The organism is Rickettsia massiliae MTU5 (assembly GCF_000016625.1).
Classification (GTDB): domain Bacteria; phylum Pseudomonadota; class Alphaproteobacteria; order Rickettsiales; family Rickettsiaceae; genus Rickettsia; species Rickettsia rickettsii.
The window spans coordinates 214,728-237,035 of the sequence record NC_009900.1 but is presented as its reverse complement, the minus strand read 5'-3'; the positions used below and the strand labels follow the sequence as shown (position 1 = coordinate 237,035).

The window sequence follows — 22,308 nt, the reverse complement described above, 5'->3', positions numbered from 1 at the left end:
AGATACTAATATTGACTATGAATAATGCGTGCTATGATGTTTGGAGGAAAATTTTAGATGAAAAAACTTGTACAGCAAAATTAGAAAATTTAAACAATAAAATCGTTAGATTAACTAGCTGGTTGAAAGAAAACAACGATTTATATTTAGTAGATACACAATATGTAGATCCTTTCGGTATTATTATGCTTCTAAAAATTGGAACTCAGTTATAAAAAAGATTTAGATAAATTATGAGAAAGGAAATTGATCTAAAAAATTTTAATATTAATAGTGATGAGATTTTAAACAATTTTACTAAAAATCCATATAAATCTACTGTATTTTTTAAAAATTTTTTAGAAACAAAATATGTAAATTATACAAAAGAAATTAAAGATACCGTAAATAATAATGCAGAAATTATACATATAAAAAATATCGATCAAAAAAATTATAATATAATGACTCCTCCCTATGACGGTGAGGTACGGATTAGCGGAATAGAAGAATTAATTTGTCATATGTATGGAGTAATAGGGATAATGGGTAGTGTGCCTGTATTATATAAAGAGGAAGATAAGAATATTATTAGAACAGTAGCACCAAGACGTAATTCTCATAATGAACGTAGCTCGCAATCGCCGTATAATGATTGAGATTGGCATGTAGATGCTGCATACCGTCCAATGACCAAGAAGAGTGATAACTTATCTCCTATAGTTGACTATTTAATTTTTGGGATTGTACATAAAGGACATGAGAATCTACCTATAGTATATATTAGCCTTAAAGATATATTAAATCAATTGAGCTACCAAGATATCTTAATCGGGCTTAGTAATGAATTTACAGTAATAAGTGCAGATTCTTTTTCATGTAAAATAGTGAGCAAGAGCCTCCCTTTATTAGTAGAACATGCTACCGGTTATTATAGCAGAATAAAAATGGATGCTATTCCTGAAATACAAAGAGCAGCAGGGTTTTTAAATCAAATGAGAGAAATCGTAGATCAAAAATCTATTCAAAACTATATATATGTTACGTCCGGTGATATTGTTGTATTAAGCAATAAAACGGTTTTACATAAAAGAGATAGCTATAGTCCTAAATGGGATGGGAAAGACCGTTATTTTATTAGAATATATTCAGTGAAAGATATAAAAACCACGGTATATTAGCAAATGCTGCTCAACCTTGGATATGGGTATAATAACCATTATACCAGACGGCTTTATGTAAATCACGTAAAAACGTCATTGCGAGCATTCATAGAATAGTGGTACTTGTCCAGTAGATAGGATCTTGTTGCATGGATCGATTTTTCAGTTGTCATACCGCGACTTGATCGCGGTATCCAGCTTAAAATACTAAAATTATTAGCATCAGAAGTTGTTTTATAGATATAATAGTCAAACCACAGCATGACATTGCATGCGTTTGTCTGATACATGCAACAACATCGCAGTCGTAGACTGCATGGCACTCTCCAAAAAATAATAAAAAAATTCTGTAAATCAGAATTTTGTCTCTTCCTTACTTCGTCAATTGCTATGCAATTTTCTTGCAATGACAGAGACAGAACATAAGGCAGAAAATTAAGATAGGTTTTTATCCTAACTTGTGAAGTATAAATAGAAACGCTACAAAAATTTAACGGTGAGAATTGAGAAGCTTTTTTATTTCTTTTTTCTTTTCTTTGTTTTGAGTCTTTATGCTATTTCTTTCTTTTATAATTTTCAGTTTAGTTTTAAATGGAGCAACAAATAAAGCAGTATAGTATTCTGCGTTAGAAGCATGTAAGGTTCTATTAGGGTCCACCGCTATCCAATCTAAAGCTCTTTTCCCTTTGAAATCTTTAATTTTTTGATCTGCTCCATATTCTAATAAAATACGAGTAGGTTCAACATTAAGATATGATGATGCATAATAAGGAAAATCATTCTAGTTTTAGAATTTTGAACATTAGGATTAACACCTAACTTAAGCAAAAGTTTTATTAAATCAAGATTATTTCTTTCTTCTTTCTGCGGCTAGCATCATTCCGGTAATACCGTCTTCATATCTTAAATTAGGACTCATTCCCTGATTAATTAAAAGTTCGGCAATTTCCGGCTTCATAAATCCTATATTTATATGGATTAAATTCATGGATGCACCACACTTTAATAAAAAATCGGCAATTTTTATATTATTATTCGATATAGCATAATCTCAAGGAGTCCAGCCCAAGTATGGTTGATTTACTCCATATCCCTCATCTAATATTTTTTTACTTCATCAATATTATCTGCTTTAATAGCATCTGCTATCGGTGTAATGGGATTTCCGACTTTTTGATCATACTCAACACCATTCACATATATCTTTTCGGTCTTAAACTAAAGTTTACATTCCATAACATGAATAGAAGAAATAATAAAAATAATTATAAACTTTAAAATTACTTGAATAATTTTCATATAATCAATCTAGGTACTATGTAGCTATGCAGCATTAAACCTTTGTCGGTAAGATAAATATTTTTATCTAGTCTAATTAAGTCTAACGCTTGATAATGCTTAAGATTATTCATGTCTAAAATATTCTCTAATTTCGTGTTTAATTTCTGCTCTAATGTAGAAATATTTATACCTTTGCTAAGGCGTAAACCCATCATTAGCATTTCTTCAATAACCTCTTGATGAGTTAACTTAGTATTAGTTTGAATACCAACATTTTTTGTAACCGAATCTAACCATTTTGCAGGTTTATGCCACATCATAATTGCCGATACCGAACTTGAGGATTCAATGATTCTACTATGAGCTCCGGGGCCTATACCTAAATAGCTATTATAATTCCAATAAGTTAAATTATGCAAACATTCATACCCTATCATAGCATAATTGGATATTTCATATCTAAAATACTTTTTAGATTCTAGATAATGATTCGTCCATTCATACATTTCAGCTGCCGCATCTGAATGCGGCAAAATCAGATTACCCTCCTTAAATAATTTATAAAACGGCGTGCCTTTTTCGATAGTCAATTGATAAAGAGAAATATGCGAGGTAGCGAGCTGCATAGCTTGTTTTAATTCTTCTTGCCAGTCTTTTAATGTCTGACCGCTACGTGCATATATTAAATCAAATGACACTCGTAGAAAAATCGTATTTGCCGCCTCAATTGTTTTAATGGCTTGTACACAATCATGAGTTCTACCTAATTTTTTTAAATCGTCTTCTTTTAAGGATTGCACTCCTATTGAAACACGATTAATTCCGGCGGCTTTGAATGCTTTAAATTTTTCAGTTTCAAAGGATGTGGGATTAGTTTCTAGAGTTATCTCAGTTTGATTATCAATAATTGCTAGATTACTGATTTTATTTATTATTCCTTCAACTATTACAGGATTCATTAAAGAGGGAGTACCGCCCCCAAAAAAAATAGATTTTATATATTTATTTTGAATAATATCCTTAAAATATTCAATTTCAGTTTCATAAGATTTAAGCCACTGATTATGATCTATAGTACTTGCCACATGAGAATTAAAATCACAATACGGACATTTTGACAAACAAAAAGGCCAATGAATATAAATACTTAAATCATTAGCCATAACTCTCATATTTTGTATTTTTGCTAGTGCTAGCTTTTAGGTTTTGTGGACATTGCTAATTGATTTACTATTTTGAGGTCTTTTTTAGCGAAAATTAATAAGATTTTTGTAGAAATAGTTATTCATATTTCAAAAAAATCTTATAATTTGTAGCAAAAAATAACCAAAATTAAATCTTTTTAGAAATGTCCACAAAACCTAGCATTTTCTTTGATTTTATTCAAGGTGTATGATAAAATACTATTCTAATTCAAAGAAAACTTTAAATAAAGCTTTTAATTTAATAGATATTATTAAAATTATGAAAAAAAATTACCCACTATTTTATAATTTTTTTATTAACTTTTTGTGTTCAAGCTATGGGAAAGTAATAATGAACAAATATATAACCCAAAAGACACTAAATTTCTAGAAGAAGCTGAAGCTCTAAAATGGGCAAAAGAGCGTACTGATAAAATAGAAAAGGCTTGCCAATCTATGCCTACTTATAAGATAGTTAAGAAAGAAATAGAATCTGTTTGCTATGATCAAAGAAAAACTCCTTTTGGTGCTATACGTAAAGGTTACGTGTATAATTTTTGGATGGATTATAAAAACCCGCAAGGGTTATAGCGTAGGACATTGGTTGAGAATTACTCGAAAGATAAACCAAATTGGGAAGTTCTAATCGATTTTGATAAATTATCCAAAAAACTCGGTAAAAAAGTAATGTATCGAGGTGGGAGTGATTGTTTTCAAAACCCTAATTGTTTCTTAATTACCATGTCATTTGGCGGTAAGGATGAGATGTTTTTTAGAGAATGGGATTTAGAGAAAAAAGATGTTGTAAAAAATGGTTTTGAGCCAAAAACAAGTAGCGGAAAATTACTAGCAAGTAAATTTACTGTCCCTACTTGGGTTGATCAAGATACTATTATATTTAATCCAGTTTTGTATCAAGAGGAAGTGACTGACTCTTTATATCCTAGCTCGCTCTACATATGGAAGCGAGGAGCACCTATAGAGAAAGCCAAAAAACTATTTGAAATACAAAAGAATTATATACGTGTATCAGCCAGTAAGCTTTTATCCGATAATATTTCTTCATCTTTAAATATTTATATCTGCAGACAAGGATTTTTATAATTACGATAATTATATTTTAGATACTAAAGATGAGAGCTTAAAATTACAAAAAATAAATATGCTATCAGAGGCAACACCTGAAGGTTCTTTTAAAGAATATGTATTTTGGCTACTGCGTTCCGATTGGCAATTTAAAGATAGTACTATAAAGCAGGTTCACTTGTTGCCATACACTACGCTGATCTTCTAAAAGAAGATAGCGATAAAGCTAGCTTAAAAATATTATTTACCCCAACAGAGAGGGAAGTATTGTATTTTGTAGGAATGACTAAAGATACGGTATTTTTAACTAGCTATGAGAATGTTATTTCAAAAGTAGTAACATTTACATTAGAAAATAATTAATGGACAAAACCGGTAACTTTAAAACTGCGTTATGAAAATACAATTTTTGGTATGTTGTCTGATGATGAGGAAGAAGATGCATTAATTACTATAGAAAATTCTATAGTTCCTCCAACTATCTATTTATGGGATAAAACTCATGAATTAAAAGTTATTAGAAAGCCTTTATATCCGTTTGATATCAAAAATTATGTTGTAGATCAAAAGGAAGCTACAAGCTCGGATGGAGTTAAAATACCATATTTTATTGTCTATAAAAAAGGTACAAAATTTGATGGTAAGAATCAAACATTACTTGAAGCATACGGCGGTTTTCAAGTAATCAACTCTCCATATTTCTCTCGCATGGAAAATGAAGTATGGGTTAAACATGGCGGGGTTAGTGTTCTTGCTAATATTAAAGGTGGCGGAGAGTTGGGTCCTGAGTGGCATAAGGCGGCTCAAGGAATAAAAACCGGCTTGAATGATTTTATTGCGAGGATTTAATAAAGCATCAAAATATTACTAGCCCTGAGTATTTAGGAATTAAAGGAGGAAGTAACGGCGGATTGCTAGTAAGTGTTGCAATGATGCAGCGTCCTAATTTATTTGGAGCTATAGCATGTGAAGTGCCGATACTTGATACGATATAAAGAATTCGGAGCAGGACATTCATGGGTTACAGAATATGGTGATCCAGCAAAAGTAGAAGATTTAGTACATATCAAAAAATATGCACCGCTAGAGAATTTATCCTTAACGCAAAAATACCCAGCTGTGTTAATTACAGATTCAGTATTAGAGCAGCGTGTACACCCATGGCATGGAAGAATTTTTGAGTATGTGCTTGAGAAAAACCCAAATACTAAAACTTACTTTCTAGAAAGCGTAGATAGTGGGCATGGTAGTGGTAGTGATTTAAAAGATAGTGCTAATTACTTGATCAATATTTATACATTGCTTTGAAATTAAAAATTAATTAAATTTAATACTAGGTCAATATTGTGTTACTTATTATACTACCGGATAGTTAAAAAAAAAACCGTCGATGTCATTCCTGCGAAGACACATGGGTGTCAACTTAAGGAAAAGGTCACCCCGTGGCTTGACCACAGGGTCCATATAATTTTAGTATTTTTAACTAGATCCCGCGATCAAGTCGGCATTGTTGCATGGATCGGCAAACCTACTCGATGTCATTCCCGCGTAGGCGGGAACCTAGATAACTTCAATATTGCTACAGAAGTTACATACTTGATAAAATAACCATATAAAAACTTGTTTTTATATGCTTGACTGGATTTCTGCCTTCGCAGGCATGACATAATGTAGATATAATATAAATTCAAGAAAACAATTTTCCAATTCCGCTACGTAATAGATTTTTAGGATTCATTTTACTGGTTTTTTTCATCATCTCGCTTATTTGTTTATATTGCTTTAGCAAAATATTTACCTTTTGTACCGTAGTTCCTGCTCCAGCAGCTATACGTTTCCTACGAGAAGCATTAATTATATCGGGATTTTTACGTTCTTTTGGCGTCATAGATAAAATAATTGCTTCTTGATGTTCAATTATTTTACTATTTAATTTTGATTGATCTATTTGATCCATAATTTTACCACTACCCGGTAACATACTAAGTATACTTCCAAAACCTCCCATTTTTTTTATACTTCTCATTTGCTGAAGATAATCATTTAAATCAAACTTACCCTTTTTTAATTTAGCTGCCGTTTTTTCGGCTTCTTCTCTATCAACGATACTAGCTGCTTTTTCAACAAAAGAGATAATATCACCCATATCCAGTATTCGAGAAGCTAAACGTTTAGCATCGAATTCTTCTAAATCAGTTAGGTTTTCACCGCTACTTAAAAATTTAATCGGCTTTTTAGTAATATATTTTACACTGAGTGCTGCACCACCCTTGGAATCACCGTCAATTCTAGATAAAATTAATCCTGAAATTTCTAATTTTTCATTAAAACTACTTGCCGTAACTACTGCATCCTGCCCTGTCATACTGTCGATTACTAACAAAGTTTCTGTAGGCTCCACTATCTTTTTTATTGCAAGCGCTTCCTCCATCATCGCTTTATCAATGTGTGTACGACCTGCCGTATCATAAATTACGACATCATAAGCAGAAATTTTAGCCTCGGCAATAGCTCTTTTGACAATATCGAGGGGTTCCTCACCTTGCACAATAGGTAATGAATTAATCTGTACTGAGTTTGCAAGTATAGCGAGTTGCTCTTGTGCGGCCGGTCTGTAAGTATCCAAAGAAACAAGTAAAACTTTCTTATTTTGATTTCTAAGCCGTAAAGCAAGCTTACTACTCGCCGTAGTTTTACCGCTCCCTTGCAGCCCTACCATTAGGAAATTTACGGGCGGCTTTGAATTTAAATTTAGCTTTGTCTCACTTTCACTTGAAGCTAAGAGATTTATCATCTCTTCATGGAGAATTTTAATTATCATCTGTCCAGGTGAAACAGACTTAATAACCTCCTGCCCTAAAGCTTTCTGTTTAACTTCCGCTATAAAATCTTTTATCACCGGTAATGCAACATCTGACTCTAAAAGAGCCACTCTTATATCCCGCATAGCAGCATCTATTTGGGCTTCCGTCAAAATACCTGAGCTAACTAGCTTATCAAAAATCTTCGTTAAATTTTGTGTTAAAGTTTTAAACATGCAAATAATTTAATTTATAAAGTTCCTCAAACCTAATATACTACGAATAAATGAACAATAGTCAAAATAAAACATAAGTTAAATTTATATTCTAGAGGGAAACCGCTTGCTATCTTGAATATCTATTAACTATTTAAAAAAAAAGGAGTATATTTCTCTCAATATATTTTGTTGTTTTATGGATAACATAGAAAGGAACGTAGTGATATCGTGTTAATTACTAGAAAACGCATTCACCACTAATATATAACTTGTTTTTAAGTCCAAATCATAATCAATGGTATTATATATTAACTTTTTTATGTCGGTAAATTTTTGCAGTAAATATGAAGGGTGTCTATTTGATAGTTTATTAAAAATCTTATTTTCCAAATCTAGAAGTTCAATATTAACGTGGGCAGATTTTTTAAGGATTCTATTCATTAATAATAATAAATTATCAATAAAATCTAGCCATAATTCTCGGTCTTTAGTAGTAAAGCGATTAATAAAATCTAACGTTTTGTTATCTGCTATCGACTGAATAAACTCGGAATATAATTCGTTTTTAGTATGATTGATAGATGATCTAACATTAATTTTAAAACATCTTGATCTAATTGTAGAAATAATACTTGCAGCTCTTGAAGTAATTAAAAAAATGTAACTATTCTTTGGTGCATCTTCAAGAATTTTTAAGCATGAATTCGCTGCATTCAAATTCATAAGATCCGCCGAATAAATTATTGCAACTTTATAACCTGAAATTGCAGAAGTTTTACTTAAGAAGTCTTGTAATTTTCTTATTTGTTCAATAGAAATATTTTTAGCATTAGATGTAGCTGAAGTTTCCCTAGCGATGAAATGATAATCAGGATTGTTTTCAAGAGGAATGCTATTCTTAAAAAGCTTAATATATATAAACTCTTCTAAATCTTTTAAAGCTTGCTCTATATTTTCGGCTTCAATAAGCCAACTATTGTATAGCTTATTATGTTTTAAGTTAAACTCTAGGCGTTCAATTATCAATGGTTGTAATATCGTTATGAATTGTACTTAAGAAGTATGCTATATCATTCCGGCTTTTGCAGAGCATTGTTGCATGAGCCGGTTTTTCTAGTGTCACCCCGCAAGCTTGCAACGGGGTTCGGAAATTATTAGTACTGTAAATACGTTACTTCTTTTAATTACAAGCTTCTTTCATTTTTCTTCCGGCTCTAAAAGTAGGTTGATTGTAAGCATCTATTTTCATTTTTGCTCCGGTTTTTGGGTTACGACCCTCACGTGCTTTTCTATGATGTATTTCAAATGAACCAAAACCTGTTATATTAATATTATGGTGGCTCTTTATAGCACTAATCACACTATCAAGAACTAAATTAAGTGCTTTCTCGGCCTCAGCTTTTGTTAATGTTTTATATGAAGTATGACCATGGTCGGTCATAAATGCTATAAATTCGGTTTTATTCATTTTTTTTGGTTCTTTTTTGTTATGTGTACTCATAATAAAATCAACTCTCCTTTGATAGGTTAATATGTATTGATGTTTTTTTATAAAACAATATATACAACTGGCAATAATATACATCAATATATTTTTTATGTGAGTTAATTATAACAAACTACCCACATACTGCAAATGCCAGTTATTTACAAAGTTTAAAATATATACGTTATTATATTAATTTATAGAAAAATGTAGCCATTTTACATCAGTTATACTGTTAAAACTATCTTAATCAAGTAATTAAAGTGAAAATTTATCATTAAAACCCTAATTTATTGTCAGTAGTAAATTACAAAAACTAATTTTCTACTCTATAAAAAATTATAAGTTTTTTAATAAAAAACAATATATACTTAATTTACATAAAAAGTGGAAACCGTCTTTCACCTTTTATATAGAATATTTCTAACCGAATAGCAGATTATGTAATAATTCGCTATTCACATTAATTTAGAATAAAATTTTTAAAGAAAAATATATTAAATCCAATGTTATTGTCTGAAATTTGTATTAAACGCCCTGTCTTTGCTACAGTTTTGAATTTGGTTATCGTAGCTCTTGGAGCAATTTTTTTTACCAAACTACAAATTAGAGGCACTCCGGATATTTCAGTTCCCATTATAAATGTCAAAGCTCATTATGCAGGTGCCGATGCCTTATATATGGAGCAAGAAATAACGACACGTATAGAAAAAGCTTTAAAGACGGTTGAAAATTTAGATTATATAACTTCTCAAAGTTCTACCGGCGAAAGTAGTATTACTTTATCGTTTCTATTATCTACCGATATTGAAGTAGCACTAAACGATGTCCGCGCCAAAATATCGGATATCACTTATATGTTCCCGCAAGATATGAAAGCCCCGTCAGTTGCAAAACTTGATGCCGATAGTTTCCCAAGCCTCTTCATAAGCGTTGAAAGTGATCAATATAGCGATTTAGAATTAACAAAGATCGTCGAAGATAATCTACAAACACCGTTAGATAAACTTGAAAGCGTAGGACAGTCACAAATTTACGGCGGTCGGGAATATATAATGAGAATCGAACCCGATTCTAAAAAATTATATCAACATAAAATTTCTTTATTGGAGCTTGAATCCGCAATAAAAGCGCAAAATAAAGATTATCCCGCAGGTACGATTAAAACAAAAAGTAATAATTTTATAGTAACTCTTGAAGGTTCTTTATCTACACCGGAAGAATTCGGTAATATTATTCTAAAAGTACAAAACGGAGGTATCATAAAATTACGAGATATAGCAACAATATCTTTAACTTCTCCCGATGAGGACATAATTTTTAGATATAACGGCAAAAGCTCTATTGCCCTTGGTCTTATAAAAGAATCAAAAGCTAACGTCATAGATTTATCACATGAAGTAACGAAAGCACTAGAAAGAATTAAAGAATCCATGCCCAAAGGAATAAGCATGGGTATCGCATATGATGGAGCAACGCCTGTAAAAGCATCAATTTATGCAGTATTTCAAACAATTTTTGAAGCTTTAATATTAGTAATTTTAGTCACTTATTTATTTCTTGCTTCTGCTAAAATTAGCTTAATTCCGTTTGTGACGATTCCGGTATCGTTGATCGGTACTTTTAGCGTAATGTATGCTTTTGGATTTTCTATTAATATATTTACGCTCCTTGCTATGATACTTGCTATAGGTTTAGTGGTCGATGATGCGATAGTTATGCTTGAAAACATTTTTAGATATAATGAAATGGGGCATAAACCCATGGAAGCGGCTATGCTTGCTTCTAAAGAAATCGGCTTTGCAATCATTGCTATGACTATTACGCTTGCTGCCGTATTTTTACCCGTGGGTTTTATAGAGGGTTTTATCGGGAAATTATTTATTGAATTTGCTTGGACTTTAGCATTTTGTGTTTTGTTCTCAGGATTTGTTGCTTTAACTTTAACTCCTATGATGTCAAGTCGTATGGTTACAAAACATAACACGGACTTACCGCAATTCTTAGTAAAGTTTAACGACATTCTACAATTTATTCAAAATAAATATATTTACTATCTAAAGCTAACTTTTGACAATAAAAAGAAATTTGTCATCATTATTGCATCATCATTTATAGTGCTGATTATTAGTTTTAAATTTACTCAAAAAATTTTCGTACCCCAAGAAGATGATGGATTTTTACAAGTTTCTCTTAAAGGTCCTGAAGGTTCTAGTTTAGCATCTTCTACTAAAGTAGTGAAAGAAGCCGAAAAAATCCTTGCTAATTATAAAGATATCTTAGGTTATCTGATGGTAATAGGTGCAGGCGGTAGCGATAATGTTTTTGGATTCATTCCTCTAAAAAATTGGGGTGAGCGTTCTCGTTCCCAAGAAACTATTAAGAATATGTTAAATAAGCAGTTTTCTGAAATACCGGGCATGTCGATTTGCGCTATGGATCCACGTTCAATGGTTAGCGGGAATGCAAGTAGCCCTATCGAGTTTACTATTCAAACGAACCTTGAATATGATGATCTAGATAAAATATCACAACAATTTATTGATATAATGAAAACAAATCCTATTTTCTTAAACGTCAATAGAAATTTACAATCGGCAATGCCGACTATAAGTATAGAAGTCAACCGTGATAAGGCTTATTTATACGGAATGGATTTGGCAAATATAGGCAAAACGGTACAATATTTACTTGCAGGTCAACAAATCGGGGATTTTAGAATGAGTAATGATTTATATGACGTTATATTACAATTTAATCAAAAAGATCGAAAAGATATTAGCGATTTTAGTAAAATTTTAATCAGAGCAAAAAATAATAATATGTTACCGCTTGAATCGATAGCCAATATTACGGAAAAAATATCAGTAAAATCATATAGTCATTATAATAATTCAAAATCCGTTACTATTTCTTCCGATCTTGCTCCTGACGGAAAAATTGATGATGCAATTAATGAAATCAATAAAATAGCCGCTAAGTTACTTGATCCTAGTAATACTATAATTGAATATATCGGAGAAATTAAACAAATGAGAGAGGCAGACAGTAATATGCTTATAACATTTGTGTTCGCTCTTATATTTATCTATTTAGTGCTTGCAGCTCAATTTGAAAGCTTTACTGACCCTTTATTAATATTACTCGCCGTACCTTTCTCAATAACCGGCGGTGTACTTGCTCTCTGGCTTGCCGGTAATAGCCTTAATATGTATAGTAATATCGGACTTATTACTTTAATTGGATTAATTACTAAGAATTCTATTATGATAGTAGAATTTGCTAATCAGCTAAGAGAAAAAGGAGTAAAGGTTCAAGAAGCTATAATAGAATCCTCAAAACTTCGCTTGCGTCCAATTCTTATGACTACTCTTGCTGCCGTAGTCGGAGCTTTACCTCTAGTTTTTGCAGACGGGGCCGGTGCTGCTGCTCGTAATTCTATAGGCTTTGTAATAGTTGGAGGATTAAGCATCGGTACTATATTTACAATTTTTGTTATACCTGTAATATATCAAACTTTTAAGAAGGATTAATAAATTATAGAATTATAAAATTTAGTAGACATATAGCTCAAAATGAGAAATGATTATTTTACGTTAGTTTTGTTGCATGACTCGGAAAACGCACACAGTGTCATCCCGAGGCCTTGCCACGGGATCCAAAAATGTAACCCATAATACTAGTAATTTTAGTATTTTAACTGGACCCCGCTATCAAGTTGTGGGATGACAGAGGTATGAGCCACGCAACAAGGTCTTTTACGTTTAACTAAAAGGAGCTTAAATATGTTAATAAATACTTCTAATAATCCGCTTATTACTACTATACATTTATTATCTTCTATAGGTGCTATAAATTGGGGCTTAGTCGGCTTATTCAATTTTAATTTTGTCACACTTTTATTTGGCTCATTTCCAATTATTGTTACAATACTTTATATAATTATAGGCTTTTGTGGTGTATATTCTTTCCTTTGTTTAGGTAAGCTATTTTGTAAACCCGGAATAGAAAAGGTGAAGTAACTCTACCTTTTCGTCATTACGAGCAGCCGTAGGCTGCGTGGCAATCTCATGAAATCATAACAAACTCCTGAGATTTCGTCCATTGCTATGCAATTTCCTCGCAATGACGACCTAACAACCTCACTTGTACTATAGCAGTTATTGCTGCTGTTTCAGCACGTAATATATTCCTTCCTAAACTTATAGATTTTGTATTCTTATATGAGGCAAGAAGTTCCAGCTCATCATTAGTAAAGCCTCCCTCCGGTCCTACAATAATAGTTATATCACTATTACTAAGTGATGATGAAATGCGTAATATAGAATTGTCTTCTTTTTCATGTTCATTAGCATATAACATCAAATTATTATTCTTTTTTAGATAATCTTGTATTGTGATAGCTTTTTCAATTATCGGGGGAGTAAGACGTTCTGATTGCTCTGTTGCCTCAATAACACATTTCGTTAAACGTTCAATATTTACCGATCTAAATTGACACCGCCTAGTAATTAACGGAATAATTTTAGTTATACCGAGTTGCGTAGCCATATTTATTGCAAGCATTAATTTATCTTGCTTTATTATAGCAACAGCAAGAGTTAACGTAGATTCTGTATAAGGCTTTTTTAACTGTTCTTTAAGTCTAACCGATAGGTTATTTTTACCTATATCGTTAATTTGTGCTAGAAATTCTCCATCCGTACCGTTAAAGAGACGCAAGCCATCATTTACTTTAAGACGTAGCACCGTTTTAACGTAATGAACATGATCACTTGCTAATTCTATCTTGCTATTTTCAGCTAAACGACTATTAATATAAATACGGTTATATTTCATATATTTAGTACTATGAACGATAAAAAAGATAATAGACATCTTTCCAAACCAGCTTATAGAGAGGAATTTACAGGAGACACGGAACGCAGCACCACAGCGTATATGGACATACGTGAGGATGCGAGTACCGGATCGACGTCTAAATTACCTCTAGAAGCGAAGTTTGTAAAGATGTCTATTAATATATCAGAAGAAGAAAATTTACCAAAAGAAAAAGAAATTGGCGGTGTTAAAGGTCTAGAACCGACAAGATACGGGGACTGGCAGTATAAAGGTAAAGTCACAGATTTCTAATGCCTTGCCTTCAACACACTAAAATTTTACCCTATAAACCGCAAGAATTGTTTGATTTGGTCTGGGATGTAAAATCTTATCCTAAATTCTTGCCTTGGTGTTCTGCTTCTAGAATTATTTCAGAAAATAATCAAGAGGTTATTGCTGAATTAGTAATTCAGTTAAAAGGCTTTTCAGAAAAATATAACTCACGAGTTACAAACGAAATAACAGATGATGGAATATATTTGATTAATACGGTAGCTATTTCAGGACCTTTTGAATATTTAAAAAGTACTTGGCAATTTATTCCATACACGGCAGGAACTGAATTAAAATTCTTTATTGATTTTAAAATGAAATCCGTAATACTGGATAAATTAATCGGCACTTATTTTACCAAAGCAACCGAAAAAATGATTATAGCTTTTGAAAGGAGAGCTAAAGAGGTTATTAAATAAAAAAGAGTAAGGTTATAGATCTATAACCTTACTCTCTAGAAAGTTTTGTATTTAGTTACTAGGCAATATCAGATATATATCCTTCATCTCCCTCATCTCCTAAGATTTGAGTTTGATCATCATTAAGATTATTATAATCAAGGCTATAAAACTGCCCTTCTTGTTCTTCACTAGTACTGGAAGTATGATCATTAAATAATACTTCATAAGCTTCATTTATTTCAGCATATTTCTGTATTTCTTTTGAAAGTTCTACTTCTTTATTTTGCATAGCTTTTTCTGTACCATGCCATAACGTACTTGTCAAATTTGGCTTGTATTCTGCTAATTGCTTATTTTTGTAACTTTCTCTCTTTGCAACAGTTCCTAAACTTAAAGCTTTTTCAACATCTTCACTTGAATAACCATTTTGTATTAGCTGCTGAATAATACAAGCATGTAAAGAAAGAATACTAGTATCTAGAACTAATTTATTTGTATATTGTCCTTTCACGCCAGGTATTTCCTGATATAACGCACGATCTGTTGATTCTACTATTTCATAGCCACCATTATGTTTGTAACCAACGCCGTCTTCCGTTAAACTTAAGGTTGGTACACGAGTTATTGCATTAGATATTATCTTACCGTTTATTCCTTCAATATATTTACCGGTAAATTTATCTATACCGTTTTTATCTATAGCAGTACCGTATACAAAACTTCCTAACCCCGAAGTAGCCAAATACTCTTCAACTTTAGTTGCTTCATGAGCTTTAGTAAAAAGCTTTATTTGTTCATTACTATCCATAATGCCTTTTGCCCCATAACTAGTACCAAAAACAGCCCCTATTATTAAAGGTATTTTGCTTAACCAACTACTAGATGAAAAAAAACTACTCATTCCTGCCAAAAAGCTTCCTGATGCTAATTTTATATAAAAACTATACTCTGCTTTTGCTTTTTCTATTAAAGATAAGTAAGTAATCGGTTTATTACTTCCGAATAAATTATGTGGTAATAATGTAAACATAGTCTATCTCCTTGTTTGAATCACCATATTTCATGGTTGTTAAATATTAATGCAAATGCACTATATAACCAAAGTAATCAAATGTCAATCTTTATTTAATAATAGATTAATAAGTATTAATATTTGACTTGACATTTTTTAGAAAAAACCATATTTTATGGTAAAATTGATCAAAAAGAGGTAGATATGTCTACGTACAAAAATTCTAAACATATTAGCACTAAAAAGCTTGCTTATATAGGGTTAGACCTCGCATATAAAACAGATGATTTAAATATTTATAAGCTAAAAGCATCAAAGGTCAATGAACAATTAACAGATACCGGATGGGAAATACTGACTGCTTCATGTGATAATATCAGCACTGCTAAATATGCTTATAAAGCCGTCGCATTTATAAATAAAGAAACTAAAGAAGTTCATATTGCTAGTGCCGGCACAAAATTTAATATATATGATTTATTAGACGACTTACTTATCGCTCTGCACTATTTACCTACTAAACTAACTCCACTTCAGGATTTTGTTAGTGCAATAATTAACAAATTAGGCGGCTTAAGTAAAGCCACAGAATATAGTTTTAATACTAGCGGTCATTCACTTGGAGCAATAATTGCAGATTTAACCTTAGTAGAAATACATTCTCGCAACCTACATTTTAATAAATCTACAACTTTCGATAGTCCTGGTTCAAAACCGATAATTGAAAGAGGCATAGAAAAAAATTTATTTACCGGAAAAGTAACAACTCCAATAAAAGAGCTAGCTACCCATTCTAAGATATATAATGCAAAACATAATCTTATTAATATTACTAATAAGCATTTGGGAAAAACAACGATGGTACTTCCTGGTAAAAAAACAGAACTATCACAATCAGAAGAATGGGCATCATATTTATATAATTTTGCCAAACAAAAAGTTACAAAATATCTAGGAATTAATGGAATAGTCGAAGGCTTTGAAGAAATCATAGCCGGAATCAGTAAACATGGACTTGTTAATTTTTCTGATTTGAAACAGAATATTACTTTAACCGTAGATGATTGGGAAGCAGCAACACAAAAATATGCTAAAAATACTCTAAATTTAAAAAATAATTTATATAATCAAATAGTTGAAACTGAAACCGGAGCTAATTTAGTTTGGATGTATAATAATTTTCAAAGCTGCAGTCAAGAATATGCTCAGGAAGTCAAAACAACAGGAGATATAAGTAATTATCATCTATATCCTCTAATATGCTAAATAAAAAAATAACATATATAATAAATTTATAGGCAGAAATCACCTTTCGCCTTTTATATTCATTATTTCTTATTTAGAGCCACTAAATAGATTTCTGTAGATTCACTGCGGCTGGATGAAGGTTTAAAATGTTTCACTGTTTTAAATTCACGCTTTACTTTATTTAATAATTCATTTTCTGCACCGCCACGAAAAATTTTAGCAATAAAATGACCGGAGGGTTTTAGTACTTTTAAAGCAAATTCAAAAGCTTGCTCACATAAAAGTAAGGTTCTTATATGGTCTGTAGCTTTATGACCTATGGTATTTGATGCCATATCACTCATTACTATATCAGCTCTACTACCGTCTAAAGCCTGAATAATTAATTCTTCCGTATCTGCTTCAAAAAAGTCCTTTTGAAAAAATTCAACTCCAGCAACAGGTTCGATTTCTAACACATCGATAGAGATTATTTTATTATTTAGGTTATTATCCGAAGCTTTAATAAGCTTGGAAGCTACTTGACTCCATCCCCCAGGAGCTGCTCCTAGATCAACAATTTTCATGTTAGGAGTAAAAAGTTTAAATTTTTCATGAATTTCAAGTAGTTTATATGCAGCTCTCGACCTAAAGCCGTCTATACGTGCTTTTGCAACATACGGATCGTTTAATTGGCGTCTAAGCCAATTACTAGAAGAGACGGTGCGTTTTTTAGAAGTCTTAACTCTAATGAATTTATTTCTATAACCGCTTAAATTATTTGTCATAAAATCTTTTATACTTATAAATAAATGAAGAATAAGTAGACGAAGTTTAATCTGGAAAAGAGCAAGGAAATCCACAAGACAAGGAACGAAAGCCGTTAATAATACTTGAGTACCACAGTACTTGTAGCCAATTTTTCAAATTAAACGAGTATGCTCTTTTGCTATTTTATCTAATACAGAATTAACAAAACCAATTTCATGCTCATTTAACATATCATTTGCTATGTCCGTATATTCGTTGATTACTACTTTAGCAGGCGTAGTAGGGCAAAATAATAGCTCACATATACTAACACGCAATAAAGCTCGGAGTAAGATCGGCATATGTGCAGGATCTTTATCATTTGTTAAATGATTGTCGATAATTTCGTCTAGTTTATTAATATTTTCAAATACTGACTTTACCAGCATTTTAAAATGACTTATACTTAATGATATTTTTAAATTCTCAGGTAAATCTGTTATAGAATTATTATTTTGATAAAAAGAAAGTACATTTTGCATGATATCATCCATATCGTCGTTATTTTGCAATATGTTTTGATAAATAGCTTGCACTGCTGCAATACGTGCAATCGACTTTTTATTAATTTTATTTGAACTCATAGAGAAAAGAAATTTAAAATTTAATTTTCGTCATTGTGAGTGGACGTTGCTCCTTGGTTTTCGATGTCATTCCCGCAAAAGCGGGAATCCAGTAATTAAAAAACATAAATACTATTAGTTTTTAAAACTAATACATTTGGATTACTTCATTTTTTGTGGATTCCCGCTTTTGCGGGAATGACATCGAAAACCAAGGAGCAACGTCCACTCACAATGACGAAATGATATCTATACCCTTGCAAGGTATACCTTAAAATAATTTATTAGTAAACTTATAAAATTTTTATGCTCTCTATAATAGGATTTATTATAACAATTAGTATCTTGGTATTTATCCATGAATTTGGGCATTATTGTATTGCTAGATATTTTAATGTAAAAGTTGAGGAGTTCTCGATAGGTTTCGGTAAAGCACTAATAGGCATTACCGATAAAAAAGGAGTTAGGTGGAAGATTTGCCTTATACCGCTTGGTGGTTATGTCAAGATTTACGGCTATGATCGCAGCCTTATGGATAAGACTAAAGACGTTAACGAAAAAGTAGCTTTTTATGCTAAATCTTGTTTAGAACGCTTTTTAATAGTTGCAGCAGGTCCGTTAATTAATTATTTACTTGCCGTAATAATATTTGCAGGTTTTTATTGTTACTTTGGAAAAACAGCGATTCCTCCTATAATAGGTGATGTAGTAGCTTCATCACCGGCAGAGAGAGCAGACTTAAGAGCAGGAGATAAAATTGTTAAGGTTAACGATAGATCTGTTAAAGATTTCGGGGACGTGCAGAGAGAGATATTAATTAACGGTTTTAACTCTTCTACTTTAACTATAGAAAGAAAAAGTGAGGAATTTATCGTTAATATAATGCCTCAAGAAATAATTATATCACCTCCCGAAGAAAAGCAATTTAAGAAAACTCTTCGCATCGGTATTATAGCTAAAAATGAACCTATTCATACTAAAATAGGAATTTTAGGAGGATTTTGGGAAGCTATTAATACTACTATAGATATGTCTGCTTTAACTCTAAACGCAATATCACAAATGATTGTAGGAAAACGTTCATTCGATGAGATAGGAGGGCCGGTAGCTATTGCTAAAGAGTCAGGCAAATCTATAGCTGGTGGAACCCAAATGTATCTGTTATTTATAGCAATGCTTTCCGTTAATTTAGGGTTACTTAACTTACTACCTATACCGGTGCTTGACGGCGGACATTTAGTATTTATATTATATGAAGCAATTACAGGTAAATTACCGAATCCTAAGATTAAAAATATTTTGTTACAATTAGGAGCAATAATCATAATTTTTCTTATTATAATTTCTGTTTCCAACGATATACAAAATTTGTTTTCCTAAATTATAGATTTGCTTGCTCTCGTTTATATTATCTACTATAGTGGAGTACATTAATTATGTTTGAATGCATTAGTTAGGAGAACTTTGTATTATTCTTAGCTAAAAGCGGGAATCCAGTTCTTTGTCATACCGCGACTTGCACACGGTATCTAAGTTATTATTTTTACCGTGGTCAAGCCACGGGATGACATCGGGTTTAAACACAGAAATTTAAATTAAATCTTAAAGAAGGTTTTAGGTGACAATCAGATCAATTAGTAAGTTAACAATTTTATTATTAACGATTTTTTATTATCATATTTCATTAGCTGACTCTGTAATTCGTAAAATAACTATCGAAGGTAACCATAGGGTTGAGCGTTCTACTATTGAGAGCTATTTAAAGCTTAAGGTAGGAGAAACCTATAATAATTCTAAAGAAGATGAGGCAATAAAACGTTTATATACCACCTCACTTTTTAGAAATATAAATATGCATATAACAAATGATGGTCATTTAATAGTTAACGTTACTGAAACGCCTTTTATAAGTAGTGTAGTATTTAACGGTAATTCTAAAATCAAAACGAATATGCTCGCTAAAGAAATTTATACAATGTCGGGCGAGTCTCTTAGCCAAGCTAAAATTGAATTAGATGTAAAGAAAATATTAGAAATTTATAAACGTAGCGGACGTTTTGCTACTACAGTAACACCTAAAATCGAAAATTTAGAAAACAACAGAGTTAAGGTTATTTTTGATATAGCAGAAGGACCAAAAACCGGTATTAAATATATTTATTTTAGCGGTAATGAAAATTATAGTGCTGCAGAACTTAAATCTATTGTTTTAACTAAAGAATCTCGTTGGTTTCGTTTTTTAGAAAGTAACGATACTTACGATCCTGATAGAGTGGAGTATGATAAAGAATTACTGAGAGAGTTTTATCAATCTGTAGGTTTTGCAGATTTTAGAGTAATTTCGGCATCAGCAGAACTCAATAATACTAAAGAATATTTCACCCTTACCTATTCCATTGAAGAGGGAGAAAAATATAGCTTCGGTAATATTACAATAGACAATAAATTAACTAATATAGATATAACACCGCTTAATAAAATTGTTAATATTAAGCAAGGCAAGGTTTTCAATATGAAAAAGGTTGATGATATAGCTGAAAAAATCGGAGAATATTTTACAGCGAACGGTTACCCTGCGGTAAATGTTTATCCGGATATAATGAAAAATGCTAATCATACTGCAGATATTAAATTTATTATTGAAAAAGCCGATAAGGTTTATATTAATAAAATTAATATTATTAATAACCTTAAAACCGAAGACCATGTTATAAGAAGAGAATTTAAAATAGAAGAAGGTGATATAATTAATCGTTCATATATTGAAAAAGGTGAGCGTAATCTTAGAAATTTAGATTATTTTGAGAAAGTAGCAATTAGCTTAGCTCCGACTAAAGCTAAAGATAAATATGATGTTAACGTTGAAGTTGATGAAAAATCTACTTCCTCTATAGGTTTTGATTTAGGATATAATACTGCCGGCGGTTTATTCGGACGTTTCTCTTTCTTAGAGCGTAATTTAGTCGGTACCGGGAAACTGCTTAATGCCGGTGTACAAGTAAGTAAAAACACTACAAGCTATTACGGTGGTATTACCGCACCGCACTTTTTAGATCGTGATTTATCACTTGGCGTAAACGCATTTAGAAACTATACCGGACGCGGTGCTAGTGTATTAAATACAACTGATCAAAGCTATAAGTTACACTCTATAGGAGTCAAAACTTCTCTTGGTTATGAAATTAAAGAGGATTTAGGTCACGAAATAGATTATTTAATCAAACGTGATATTTTAAGTGCTCCAACTCCATCAAGCTCAATATTCTTAAAGGAGCAAATGGGAAGATTCATTACTTCTGCTATAGGACATACTATTACTTATGATCAAACCGATAATAAAATTGTTCCAAAGAACGGTTATTTAGTAAGCGGCACACAAGAATTTGCCGGCGTTGGAGGTGATAACAAATATATAAAGCATGAAGTTGACGGTAAATATTATAAATCTTTCATACATAACAAGCTTACTTTAAAATTATCTGCTTCCGGAGGCGATATTGCAGGGCTTGGAGGAAAAATTATTAGAATTTCCGATCGCTTTAATTTAGGTGATTATAGTTTAAGAGGCTTTACAAGCGGTGGTGTAGGACCTCGTGAAAAGGTCACTAACGAAGGACTTGGCGGTGAGCGATATTACACATTCTCAACAGAGCTTAATTTCCCAACACCTGTACCTGAGGAATTTAATTTAACCGGTGCAGTCTTTATGGATTTAGGAAGCGTTTGGGGAGTAGGCCTAAATAAGAAACAATATCAAACTCCAAACGGTTTTTATAACGATAAATCTCTTAGAGCTTCCGTTGGTTTCGGCTTTATTTGGGTAACACGTTTTGCACCGATCAGAATGGATTGGGGTTTCCCGGTTAAGAAGAAGAAATATGACGATACGCAGCATTTCCATTTAAGATTTTCAACGCATTTATAAAGATATTTCATTGTCACC

General features: G+C 31.7%; 18 protein-coding genes and 2 pseudogenes. 11 read left to right on the top strand and 9 right to left on the bottom strand.

All coding sequences use genetic code 11. From position 1 onward, the window contains the following. Positions 1-17: 17 nt before the first annotated feature. The 3 genes from RMA_RS10520 (at position 18) to RMA_RS10510 (ending at position 1,160) form a co-directional block, all read left to right on the top strand. Positions 18-215 carry a hypothetical protein gene (locus tag RMA_RS10520; RefSeq protein ID WP_187145918.1) on the top strand — a complete coding sequence of 66 codons (198 nt, stop codon included), beginning with the start codon at positions 18-20 and terminating at the stop codon, positions 213-215. Between the two features lie 228 nt (positions 216-443). Continuing rightward, positions 444-638, top strand: coding sequence for a hypothetical protein (locus RMA_RS11875; protein ID WP_041404524.1), 195 nt, complete (start codon positions 444-446; stop codon positions 636-638). Between the two features lie 30 nt (positions 639-668). Further along, complete coding sequence (locus RMA_RS10510; protein ID WP_238375508.1) at positions 669-1,160, top strand: hypothetical protein; 492 nt, start codon at positions 669-671, stop codon at positions 1,158-1,160. Positions 1,161-1,862: 702 nt separating this feature from the next. On the opposite strand, the pseudogene RMA_RS01205 reads toward RMA_RS10510, so the two are convergent. Together RMA_RS01205 and hemW are read right to left on the bottom strand one after the other, a co-directional pair. Then, positions 1,863-2,184: pseudogene (locus RMA_RS01205) on the bottom strand (ankyrin repeat domain-containing protein). Between the two features lie 253 nt (positions 2,185-2,437). After that, positions 2,438-3,595, bottom strand: a complete 1,158-nt coding sequence (hemW, locus tag RMA_RS01200; RefSeq protein ID WP_041404522.1) for a radical SAM family heme chaperone HemW — start codon at positions 3,593-3,595, stop codon at positions 2,438-2,440. A gap of 350 nt (positions 3,596-3,945) precedes the next feature. Here hemW and RMA_RS11630 point away from each other — a divergent pair. Next, positions 3,946-6,001, top strand: a pseudogene (locus RMA_RS11630) (prolyl oligopeptidase family serine peptidase). Positions 6,002-6,380: 379 nt separating this feature from the next. Here RMA_RS11630 and ffh read toward each other — a convergent pair. From ffh to RMA_RS01180, 3 genes are all read right to left on the bottom strand, one after another. Then, positions 6,381-7,730 (bottom strand): signal recognition particle protein, encoded by a 1,350-nt coding sequence (gene ffh / locus RMA_RS01190; RefSeq protein ID WP_041404521.1) that lies wholly within the window; start codon positions 7,728-7,730, stop codon positions 6,381-6,383. Positions 7,731-7,943: 213 nt separating this feature from the next. Next, complete coding sequence (locus RMA_RS01185) at positions 7,944-8,738, bottom strand: DNA polymerase III subunit delta' (RefSeq protein WP_041404520.1); 795 nt, start codon at positions 8,736-8,738, stop codon at positions 7,944-7,946. A 154-nt stretch (positions 8,739-8,892) separates the two neighbouring features. Continuing rightward, positions 8,893-9,213 (bottom strand): HU family DNA-binding protein, encoded by a 321-nt coding sequence (locus tag RMA_RS01180; RefSeq protein ID WP_014365294.1) that lies wholly within the window; start codon positions 9,211-9,213, stop codon positions 8,893-8,895. Between the two features lie 491 nt (positions 9,214-9,704). On the opposite strand from RMA_RS01180, the gene RMA_RS01175 reads away from it, so the two are divergent. Both RMA_RS01175 and RMA_RS01170 read left to right on the top strand, forming a co-directional pair. Continuing rightward, a complete protein-coding gene (locus tag RMA_RS01175; RefSeq protein ID WP_041404519.1) occupies positions 9,705-12,731 on the top strand; it encodes an efflux RND transporter permease subunit in 3,027 nt (1,008 codons plus the stop codon). A gap of 252 nt (positions 12,732-12,983) precedes the next feature. Beyond that, entirely contained in the window at positions 12,984-13,220 is a 237-nt protein-coding gene (locus tag RMA_RS01170; protein ID WP_012152490.1) for a DUF378 domain-containing protein, read from the top strand. An 85-nt stretch (positions 13,221-13,305) separates the two neighbouring features. On the opposite strand, the gene RMA_RS01165 is transcribed toward RMA_RS01170, so the two are convergent. Beyond that, on the bottom strand, positions 13,306-14,037 hold the full coding sequence (locus RMA_RS01165; protein WP_012152489.1) for a 16S rRNA (uracil(1498)-N(3))-methyltransferase: 732 nt from the start codon (positions 14,035-14,037) through the stop codon (positions 13,306-13,308). Between the two features lie 12 nt (positions 14,038-14,049). Here RMA_RS01165 and RMA_RS01160 point away from each other — a divergent pair, with 12 nt between their 5' ends. Next, positions 14,050-14,331 (top strand): DUF1674 domain-containing protein, encoded by a 282-nt coding sequence (locus RMA_RS01160; RefSeq protein WP_014408253.1) that lies wholly within the window; start codon positions 14,050-14,052, stop codon positions 14,329-14,331. Beyond that, a complete protein-coding gene (locus tag RMA_RS01155) occupies positions 14,331-14,771 on the top strand; it encodes a type II toxin-antitoxin system RatA family toxin (RefSeq protein WP_012152487.1) in 441 nt (146 codons plus the stop codon). Before RMA_RS01160 ends, RMA_RS01155 begins: the two co-directional genes overlap by 1 nt. Before the next feature lie 58 nt (positions 14,772-14,829). Here RMA_RS01155 and RMA_RS01150 read toward each other — a convergent pair whose 3' ends face one another. Then, the gene (locus tag RMA_RS01150; RefSeq protein ID WP_012152486.1) at positions 14,830-15,783 is read right to left on the bottom strand and encodes a hypothetical protein; all 954 of its coding nucleotides are present in this window, start codon (positions 15,781-15,783) and stop codon (positions 14,830-14,832) included. A 186-nt stretch (positions 15,784-15,969) separates the two neighbouring features. Between RMA_RS01150 and RMA_RS01145 the strand changes: the two genes are divergently transcribed. Then, entirely contained in the window at positions 15,970-17,031 is a 1,062-nt protein-coding gene (locus tag RMA_RS01145; RefSeq protein WP_041404518.1) for a hypothetical protein, read from the top strand. Between the two features lie 62 nt (positions 17,032-17,093). Here RMA_RS01145 and RMA_RS01140 read toward each other — a convergent pair whose 3' ends face one another. Further along, positions 17,094-17,780 carry an RlmE family RNA methyltransferase gene (locus tag RMA_RS01140; protein WP_041404517.1) on the bottom strand — a complete coding sequence of 229 codons (687 nt, stop codon included), beginning with the start codon at positions 17,778-17,780 and terminating at the stop codon, positions 17,094-17,096. A gap of 135 nt (positions 17,781-17,915) precedes the next feature. Next, positions 17,916-18,386 (bottom strand): transcription antitermination factor NusB, encoded by a 471-nt coding sequence (gene nusB, locus RMA_RS01135; protein ID WP_012152483.1) that lies wholly within the window; start codon positions 18,384-18,386, stop codon positions 17,916-17,918. Between the two features lie 285 nt (positions 18,387-18,671). On the opposite strand from nusB, the gene rseP reads away from it, so the two are divergent. Both rseP and bamA read left to right on the top strand, forming a co-directional pair. Further along, a complete protein-coding gene (rseP, locus tag RMA_RS01130; RefSeq protein WP_041404516.1) occupies positions 18,672-19,745 on the top strand; it encodes an RIP metalloprotease RseP in 1,074 nt (357 codons plus the stop codon). A 238-nt stretch (positions 19,746-19,983) separates the two neighbouring features. Beyond that, positions 19,984-22,290: an outer membrane protein assembly factor BamA gene (bamA, locus tag RMA_RS01125; RefSeq protein ID WP_012152481.1), complete on the top strand. Its 2,307-nt coding sequence runs from the start codon at positions 19,984-19,986 to the stop codon at positions 22,288-22,290. The last annotated feature ends 18 nt before the right edge of the window (positions 22,291-22,308 follow it).

What these genes read in the sequence shown, in the direction of transcription:
- RMA_RS10520 (WP_187145918.1), top strand. Translation starts at nt 18, where the DNA reads ATGAATAATGCGTGCTATGATGTTTGGAGGAAAATTTTAGATGAAAAA.
- RMA_RS11875 (WP_041404524.1), top strand. Translation starts at nt 444, where the DNA reads ATGACTCCTCCCTATGACGGTGAGGTACGGATTAGCGGAATAGAAGAA.
- RMA_RS10510 (WP_238375508.1), top strand. Translation starts at nt 669, where the DNA reads ATGACCAAGAAGAGTGATAACTTATCTCCTATAGTTGACTATTTAATT.
- hemW (WP_041404522.1), bottom strand. Translation starts at nt 3,595, where the DNA reads ATGAGAGTTATGGCTAATGATTTAAGTATTTATATTCATTGGCCTTTT.
- ffh (WP_041404521.1), bottom strand. Translation starts at nt 7,730, where the DNA reads ATGTTTAAAACTTTAACACAAAATTTAACGAAGATTTTTGATAAGCTA.
- RMA_RS01180 (WP_014365294.1), bottom strand. Translation starts at nt 9,213, where the DNA reads ATGAGTACACATAACAAAAAAGAACCAAAAAAAATGAATAAAACCGAA.
- RMA_RS01175 (WP_041404519.1), top strand. Translation starts at nt 9,705, where the DNA reads ATGTTATTGTCTGAAATTTGTATTAAACGCCCTGTCTTTGCTACAGTT.
- RMA_RS01170 (WP_012152490.1), top strand. Translation starts at nt 12,984, where the DNA reads ATGTTAATAAATACTTCTAATAATCCGCTTATTACTACTATACATTTA.
- RMA_RS01165 (WP_012152489.1), bottom strand. Translation starts at nt 14,037, where the DNA reads ATGAAATATAACCGTATTTATATTAATAGTCGTTTAGCTGAAAATAGC.
- RMA_RS01160 (WP_014408253.1), top strand. Translation starts at nt 14,050, where the DNA reads ATGAACGATAAAAAAGATAATAGACATCTTTCCAAACCAGCTTATAGA.
- RMA_RS01155 (WP_012152487.1), top strand. Translation starts at nt 14,331, where the DNA reads ATGCCTTGCCTTCAACACACTAAAATTTTACCCTATAAACCGCAAGAA.
- RMA_RS01150 (WP_012152486.1), bottom strand. Translation starts at nt 15,783, where the DNA reads ATGTTTACATTATTACCACATAATTTATTCGGAAGTAATAAACCGATT.
- RMA_RS01145 (WP_041404518.1), top strand. Translation starts at nt 15,970, where the DNA reads ATGTCTACGTACAAAAATTCTAAACATATTAGCACTAAAAAGCTTGCT.
- RMA_RS01140 (WP_041404517.1), bottom strand. Translation starts at nt 17,780, where the DNA reads ATGACAAATAATTTAAGCGGTTATAGAAATAAATTCATTAGAGTTAAG.
- nusB (WP_012152483.1), bottom strand. Translation starts at nt 18,386, where the DNA reads ATGAGTTCAAATAAAATTAATAAAAAGTCGATTGCACGTATTGCAGCA.
- rseP (WP_041404516.1), top strand. Translation starts at nt 18,672, where the DNA reads ATGCTCTCTATAATAGGATTTATTATAACAATTAGTATCTTGGTATTT.